At 59.9% G+C, this 7,406-nt stretch carries 7 protein-coding genes and 1 tRNA gene; 2 read left to right on the forward strand and 6 right to left on the reverse strand.

Features of this window, described 5'->3' with window-relative positions; genetic code table 11:
* Positions 1–173: 173 nt before the first annotated feature.
* The gene (locus PV768_RS14325; RefSeq protein WP_421093358.1) at positions 174–1,211 is read right to left on the reverse strand and encodes a hypothetical protein; all 1,038 of its coding nucleotides are present in this window, start codon (positions 1,209–1,211) and stop codon (positions 174–176) included.
* A complete protein-coding gene (locus PV768_RS14330) occupies positions 1,208–1,696 on the reverse strand; it encodes a hypothetical protein (RefSeq protein ID WP_421093359.1) in 489 nt (162 codons plus the stop codon). The genes PV768_RS14325 and PV768_RS14330 overlap by 4 nt, the downstream gene beginning before the upstream one ends.
* A 741-nt stretch (positions 1,697–2,437) precedes the next feature.
* Here PV768_RS14330 and PV768_RS14335 point away from each other — a divergent pair.
* Complete coding sequence (locus tag PV768_RS14335; protein ID WP_421093360.1) at positions 2,438–3,583, forward strand: BRCT domain-containing protein; 1,146 nt, start codon at positions 2,438–2,440, stop codon at positions 3,581–3,583.
* A gap of 164 nt (positions 3,584–3,747) precedes the next feature.
* Here PV768_RS14335 and PV768_RS14340 read toward each other — a convergent pair whose 3' ends face one another.
* The 4 genes from PV768_RS14340 to PV768_RS14355 all read right to left on the reverse strand — a co-directional run bounded on the left by PV768_RS14340 (position 3,748) and on the right by PV768_RS14355 (position 6,346).
* A complete protein-coding gene (locus tag PV768_RS14340) occupies positions 3,748–4,461 on the reverse strand; it encodes an HNH endonuclease family protein (protein ID WP_421093361.1) in 714 nt (237 codons plus the stop codon).
* 179 nt (positions 4,462–4,640) lie between these two features.
* Positions 4,641–4,913, reverse strand: a complete 273-nt coding sequence (locus PV768_RS14345; protein ID WP_421093362.1) for a hypothetical protein — start codon at positions 4,911–4,913, stop codon at positions 4,641–4,643.
* 133 nt (positions 4,914–5,046) lie between these two features.
* Entirely contained in the window at positions 5,047–6,177 is a 1,131-nt protein-coding gene (locus tag PV768_RS14350; RefSeq protein ID WP_421093363.1) for a tyrosine-type recombinase/integrase, read from the reverse strand.
* A gap of 87 nt (positions 6,178–6,264) precedes the next feature.
* Positions 6,265–6,346, reverse strand: a tRNA-Leu gene (locus PV768_RS14355).
* Between the two features lie 203 nt (positions 6,347–6,549).
* Here PV768_RS14355 and PV768_RS14360 point away from each other — a divergent pair.
* Positions 6,550–7,155, forward strand: coding sequence for an ANTAR domain-containing response regulator (locus PV768_RS14360; RefSeq protein ID WP_009358190.1), 606 nt, complete (start codon positions 6,550–6,552; stop codon positions 7,153–7,155).
* Positions 7,156–7,406 lie beyond the last annotated feature (251 nt).

A 7,406-nucleotide genomic window follows, 5' to 3' on the forward strand; every position in this document is an offset into this window, starting at 1 on the left:
CGCTTCGCATATAGGCCCACCTTGACCGCGACAACGGCGTGCCATGTTGAGACATCGCTTCACTGACTTCCCTGTAGGACAAGGGCCCTGTTCCCCGGGATTCATACAAATCTAGTAAGAGATTGATCTTGCGAGCGAGTCTGGCCTGCGGCGACTCCGCGGGTTCTACGGCATCATCTGCCACTTGGGTTCTTCCCCCTCCCGCGTCGCGCCATGCCCATTCGGCCACCCTGCGTGTCCCGATGGGAAGCGAGGTAATGCTCTGTTCGAGTCAGTGTTTGAAAATCAGCTTCATCAAGGAACTTAGCAGCAGCGGGATCCATCAGGAGAGCGTCCTCGATCTCGACGAGCATCCGATGAAGCCTCCGCGTCTCTAGGTCTCCCCGCTCAATGACTCCAGCGGGAGTCGCCAGGCGTCCATCCTTGCGGGTAGCTGTGGCTTTTTCCCAAGTGGATGTGAGGTCTTCGAGTAAGCCAGCTTGAGTCCTCTGTTGCGTTCGTTGAACGATCCGGCGCGCTACGGGTGGCAGGGCCAGTCCGGCACACAGGAACAACATCGCGCCGACAAAACTGGTGTCGTAGAGAGCCGCCAACTGCTGCATGGTCGACTGGTCTCCGAGAAGATGGGCTAGGTCCATTCCCAAGACTGAGAACACTACGACGAGAGCCAGGAAGCAGCCGATGCCGATGAGGGTGAAGGCGACGCGAAAGTAGGAAGCGGCCATCCGCCGTCGGAATCTGAAGCACACGTATCCGGTGACGCCGACGACCGCCCCGATGTAGACGAACTGGATGGCGGAATAGAGGGCGGCAGCAGGCTGGTCCCCGTAATCCAACATGAATTTCGTTGAGGATATGGGTGCTTCGATGAGGAGGAATGCGAGGACCAGCCCCACGGAGACTAGAGCCAAGATTAGGAGGCCGCGACGGTCTCTGCGCACCGGTGCATCGTTGAGCTCCGCGGCCCGGAGGATTGCCTGCGAAAGAAAGTAGATTCCCACGACCATCAAAATGTTCGCGAGAAGATCCAGGAGGTTGTGGCCGCCAAGGGCTCGATCACCCGCGAGATAAATTGGGTCGACATTCAAGGTGAGCGCGGTTGCAATTGCAACGGCGGCAACGAGAATGCTGTGGTCTTTCCTCGTGCGCGCGCCGGGCAGCAAGCACAGAACGAGGCCCCAGATGACCGTGGCCGTGACTGCCTGGATCACCCGAAGACCTGTTCAAATGACCTTGGCTCCAGGGTGCTGTCGCGGATAGCGCCGGCCAGAAGATCTGCGAGAGTCTCAGCTGCAGCCTCCAGATCGTCGACGAAGCTGCTCCGTGCCAAAGCTCGTGACACCATCTCTCCGTCAAGATTCGGGAAGAGGCTTGCTGCATAGTCGGAGGAAATTCCCAACTCATCGTGGCGCAGGATCATATGCCCAAGTTCATGAAGGATGAACTGCTGCCTATGGAGCGCTGAGTCGGTGACGGCGTGCAGAATGATTTCCCGGGTATCGGTCGACAACCAGAGACCGCAGACGGACGTGCCGTTGAGGATCGTCGTGGCTTCGATCTCGATTCGCCGACGACGACGCGCCGCCACAATTGCGATTAGCTTCTCAAGCGTAAGGTGGCTCGGTAGCCGCAGTGATACGAATGCCTCGCCCGCAACCTGAGCAGGCCCCTGTTCTTTCGATTTCTGCTGGTCCATACCGCCCCCTCCTCGCAGTGGACAGCAGGCGGGGCTGCCATTGACGGCTGCCACCGGAGCGCGCCAAGCGCCCTAGCTTCAATTGAACGCCCCCGCTCTGGACATGTCCAGAGGGGAGGCATGAAGTTGGACCCTCATGGACTACTGCTTCAAGAGGTGTACAGATCTTCAGGTGTACAGATCTTCGCGAGCGCATCAGGGGTAGTGCCTCCATGGCATGTACTACGCCTCAGTGGAGCCCTTGACAGCTGCGATGGCCAGTGGCTTTCGACGCCTCACACCTGCTAGACCTTTAGGGGTCTCCGTCACGTTTTGTCCTCTTTCGGATGCAGTCTTTCCGTGCAAGAATCCGTCCCTGGAATCCGATGCCGCTCCGCCAAGAACTGGTGCGACGCCGCAGCCTTCGCAGGGTAAGGTGCCAATACACAAATTCATTTGGGGGACAGAATTATGGCAAGGACAGTTACACAGGTCTGCTCGACTGAAGGCTGTGGCAAGTCTGCGGCATTTAGGACCACCACCAGACCTTCCTGGTGTTTGGACTGCATCGACCAGCTTTTCCTTGTCGGCGGCCTGATCCCCCTTGAGCCTTTTGTTAACCGGAAGTCCTACCGGCGTACAGAGTGCATCGCCTGCAAATCTCGGCTGCCCTACCGGTTTGAGTATGTGCTCGACCAGCGGCCACACGGGCCGGTGTGCAGAGTGTGTCACTGGCGCGAATGGGGAGAGCAAAACCGCGCCATGACGAAGACAGAACTGGACAAGGCCGTGGTTGCGGCACTGAAGGCGCCGGATGGACTCAGCGAGGTTGACAGGGAGCTGCTGGCCACAGATACGGCGGTGCGAGCATCGGTGAGGAGTTGGTGGTGGCCAACGGAGCGCATCAAGGCGACAGTCGAAATGCTCCACCATGATCTCCTATTCGATACCGCAGAACACAATGACGGCATGGACCCGATTGCAGTCAAGTGCCGTAACTGCGGCTATGAGCACGTAGAGTTGCCCGGCCGTTTGGCCGCAGAACTATCTGGTCACTGGTGCCTTTGCCCAATTTGCAACAACCGCAACAAGGGCATCTGCGCCTCGGATGTCGTGGTCGGTTTCTCGTCCCACGGCATGTCCGTGACTCAACCGGAGGCAGGAACGGACACTGTCCAGGCTGCCAGGTGCGCGCGCTGTGATACTCCCCGGCGGGTCTCCATGCGTCGCCTCAACAGGGGCGTCGTTCCCTGCTACGTCTGTGATGGTGCCGCGGATCCATCAAGCCCTCACCGCGTGTATCTTTTCCACTTTCCGGGTTGGCACGCATACAAGGTCGGCATCACCAACAGCGGCAATGATTCACGCCTGGACAGGCACCGGCTTGCGGGTGGCCAGCTGATCGAGCTTATCGAGGTACCGCACCGGGGTGCTGCCGTCTGGGTTGAACAAGAGGTCCTTAGCGCCATGCTGCCATGGCCCGCCACTGGCCTACCTACAGACCGCGCAATCAGCGGATGGACTGAGATGTGGGACGACAGCGCCCCCATTAGTGTGCGCCTGGGGGACTACATCGAAGCGGCCAATGCGATCACCATTGACCGCGAACTCATCGACGATTGGAGGCGGAACAGGTCTACGCCGGTCCTGACGGCCTCCAACTTTGAGTTGAAACGTGGAGACGCCGTTTGCTTCACCGGCTCGGGCCCCGAGAAATCCCGTACCGAGTGGAAAGCCCTGGCCCAAGAGCTCGGACTCCGCGTAGCAGGTTCGGTCAACTCGACCACTTCGGCTCTTGTGGCTCCTCCCGGCGGCAGCCCAAACGCAAAGGCAGCTGCGGCGTTGAGTCTGGGTGTAACGGTCATCAGCTATGAAGATTTTCTTGCGGCTATAGAAGCCCTGAAATAAGCTCCACAGCATACTTCCCGTGTGATGTCCTATGCCTTCCGCCCACACGGGACTCTGACTGGTGTGCACGCGAGGGATCGCAGATTCCTTCAGCACCCATATATGTGTGTACCGGGGCTTGCAGCCAGTCCGGGTAGCATGCAGTCTGCCAGTGCTAACAGAGACTACTTGCAGCCTTCGAGAAGGCTGACGATAGCGTCGTGCTCGGCTTGAGTGACCCAGAGACGGTATTTGGCCTTTACGGCAGTTTGGCGGGCGACGTACTCGCATCGGAAAGTCTTGTTCGGCGGCAGCCATGTAGCTGCATCTTTGTCGCCTTTGGCACCGTTGGTCGGGCCGTCGGCGGCCATTAGGTTCAGCGGGTCGTTGGCGAGTTCCTTGCGCTGGTCGTCGCTGAGCTGCTGTGCGCCCTTCTGCCAAGCGTCGCTGAGAGCGACGATGTGGTCGATCTGGACGTCAGAGCTCGTGTCTTGGCCGCGAGTGAAGGTAATCGTGGTGCCGGTGTACTTATCGGCCAGGGTGCCCGTCATGACCACGCAGTTGTTGGTGCCTTGCTTGAACGTTTCGTTCGTCAGGTCGCGGGCGAGGACGTCGTTGCGGGTGTCACAGCCGTTGCGGTCAACGTCGGCCCAAGCCGGTCCAAACTCCTCTCGGGTATAACCAGTCTTCGGGGCGCGCCCCTTCACCGGAATGCTCTCCAGTTGGACGAGGGCGTTGGCGGCGTCACCGACAGCGGCCGGCTCATCGGCGGCGGCGCCTGGAGCAGCCTCGATGATTTCGTAAGCGTTGGCTGCGGCGTCACAACCTACTAATGACCCAGCCAGCATTATTGCGATGACAGCGGCCAGGGCTTTGGCGGGAGAACAGGTGGTCGTCATGGTCCTTCTGGTTACAGGTAGTTGTTCAACGCTAGCTTTGACCACCACCTGCCGCAGGTATCCGGGTCCGTGGTGCCTGCCACACGTCCGCTTTATTAGTACTCTGAGGAGTCCGCTACGGGTGCACTGGTTGCCTCAACTGTTCGAACCATCGCCCTCACGGGAAACGTCACGCTTACTCAACGCGCCGTAGCCAGTCTGACTTTGGTCCGAGTACCGATGAGCCTTTCCTTCGTCACGGGCCCTGTGGCGGAGAGCGAGGAACCAGTGCTGCCGGGGAGGATCTCACTTAACTTGGCGATTTCCAGGATGTGTTCCGAGGTGAAGATGATCTTGCCCTTTCCCCAGCAAGCGTGAGGAAAGCGTCCACTAGTTGCGCCATCACGCAACCAGGACTCTGTGCAGCGCATCAGCGCCGCGGCTTCTGCGGGCTCAAAGAATTCGATGTCCACGGCAACTCCCAAGGAATGGTGCAGGTTTCTCAGATTCATGCACTCCGGAGGATTTCCCGACATGACCGAAGTTCCGATAGAGCAATGCCTCGCATTTTGCCTGTGCATCCAGGCCGACGCACTGTGGACGCAGTCAGCGGAGAAAGGCCGTTATCGACCGCTCAGTCGCGTCAGCACCTGCCTGCAGGGCCTCCGGCATCAAGTGCCCGTACACCTGCTCTGTGGTCCTGGTAGAGGCGTGTCCGAGCCGGCGCGAGATGGTAAACAAGGGAACTCCATCCTGAATCAACCAGGACGCATGGGTGTGGCGGAGGTCGTGAATCCGGGGATTCTTCGTCAGCCCAATAGCCTGGGCGGTGCGAACGGCAGGCACCCAGTAGTGGTGCCAGTAGAGCTTGTGGATGATGCGCTCACCCTTGGGCGTCGTAAAGACAAGTTCCTTCCCGTGCCTGCTCGCCACCAACGGGATCAGCAATTCCACAAGCGCAGGGTTCAACCCTATGGTTCGCTTGCCGGCACCTGTCTTCGTCGCCCCAATGTAGAACTGGTTCTGGCCGTCCCGTTTCCAGGCCTTGTTGATCCGGGCGGTGGGCGGCTTGGAGAGCAGGTCGACGTCGGCCACGGTAAGGGCGGTGGCCTCCCCGAAACGGGTACCCGTCATGACCAGGAAGTTGGTGAAGGCCTTGTACCGCTCCCCCATCCCCTCCATGATGAGGCTGAACTCCGCATGGGTGAGGAACATCGCTTCGTCCTCGGCCTTTTCAATGCCGGGAAGCTGTACGCCGCGGCACGGGTTCCGCTTAATGTAGCCGAGCATCTCCGCGGTATTCATAGCAGCCGAAATGAGGCCGTGAACGTTGTGAATGGTCTTCGGCGCCTTGCCCTTCGCCATCATCGACTTCACCCAGTGCGCGATCAGCCGGTAATCGAGTTTGTCCACGGGCACGTGGCCGATGACGTTCCGGATATGCAGGTCCAGCATCGTCTGGTACGTCTTCGTGGTTCCGCTTGACGGGCGGATCAGCAGGTCGATGTGCTCCTGAATGACTTCAGCAACGGTGGGTGTGCGCTTCTCGTTGGAGAGCATGGCATGCTGCGCGATTTCGAACGACTGGCCGTTGGCGTCGAGAAGCCTCTTCAGGGTCTCAGCTTCGACGATCGTGGCAACTGTCAGGCCCTGCTGCTCGCGGCTCTTCGGGTCCCGCCACAAGACCATGTAGGACGACGAGCCGTCCTTTTTGGTGCGTTTCCGAATGCTTGCCACACCAAAAACGGTACGCCGCTGTCAACACTTTGGGCGGTTTTGTCAACACTCAAAGACTAAACAGGCCCCTGACCTGCGGAAACACTGTGCCCGAGGTGGGACTCGAACCCACACACCTTTCGATACCGCATTTTGAGTGCGGCGCGTCTGCCAATTCCGCCACTCGGGCGCGGAATACATGACGCAAACCGGTACGCCCACAGCTGATTGTGAGCAACGCGATCGCTTCACGTACGCGGAATTACTCTACATCCAGATAGGCTGAATTCCAGAATCGCGCCGCTGACGCCGCAACCGACCATGCAGATCAAGTACCGGACCGGGCGCACCTAAGATAGTGATGTCCCCGCCGTACCTTTCCAAGGAGATCCCGTGACTGAACAGACGGAGTCAAAACCCACGTCCCAGCCGGCGCGCCGCGTCATTGTGGCGGAGGATGAAACCCTCATCCGCCTCGACATCATCGAAATCCTGCGCGGCGAAGGCTATGACGTTGTGGGCGAGGCAGACAACGGCGAGAAGGCTGTCCAGCTCGCCGAGGAACTGAAGCCGGACCTGGTCCTGATGGACGTCAAGATGCCCGTCATGGACGGCATCTCGGCAGCCGAGAAGATCGTCAAGGCCCGCATTGCCCCCGTCGTGCTGCTGACCGCATTCAGCCAGAAGGAACTAGTGGAGCGTGCCCGCGACGCCGGCGCCATGGCATACGTCGTGAAGCCGTTCACCCCCGCGGACCTCATCCCCGCGCTGGAGATCGCCCTCTCCCGCCACGAGGAGATCAAGGCCCTCGAAAGCGAGGTCTCCGACCTCCAGGAGCAGTTCGCCACCCGCAAGCTTGTGGAGCGCGCCAAGAGCCTGCTCACCACCAAGATGGGCCTCACGGAGCCGGAAGCCTTCCGGTGGATCCAGAAGACGTCCATGGACCGCCGCCTGAGCATGCGCGAAGTCGCCGAGACCATCATCAACCAGGTCAACTGACTGCCGCTGGCTGGGCCTGCCGCAAAGCCGGCAGGTCCAGCCGCAAAGCACAGAGCAAACCGAAAAGGACCCCTGCCAACCGGCAGGGGTCCTTTTCGGTGTCCGAAAGCCTAGGCCTTCTTCTTCTTTTCCGGCCAGGGGCCGAGCTTTTCCCTGTTGCTGACTGCTTCGCCGACGCGGGTGGAGTCGGCGAGGTCGCCCACCTTGTGCACCTTCAGCGAGTTCGTGGAGCCGGCCTTTCCGGGAGGCGA

The sequence above is a fragment of the Pseudarthrobacter sp. CC4 genome (genome assembly GCF_048957775.1).
Lineage (GTDB): Bacteria > Actinomycetota > Actinomycetes > Actinomycetales > Micrococcaceae > Arthrobacter.

Excerpts from the sequence above, each read along its gene's own strand:
- PV768_RS14330 (WP_421093359.1), bottom strand. The coding sequence starts at position 1,696 with ATGGACCAGCAGAAATCGAAAGAACAGGGGCCTGCTCAGGTTGCGGGC.
- PV768_RS14335 (WP_421093360.1), top strand. The coding sequence starts at position 2,438 with ATGACGAAGACAGAACTGGACAAGGCCGTGGTTGCGGCACTGAAGGCG.
- PV768_RS14340 (WP_421093361.1), bottom strand. The coding sequence starts at position 4,461 with ATGACGACCACCTGTTCTCCCGCCAAAGCCCTGGCCGCTGTCATCGCA.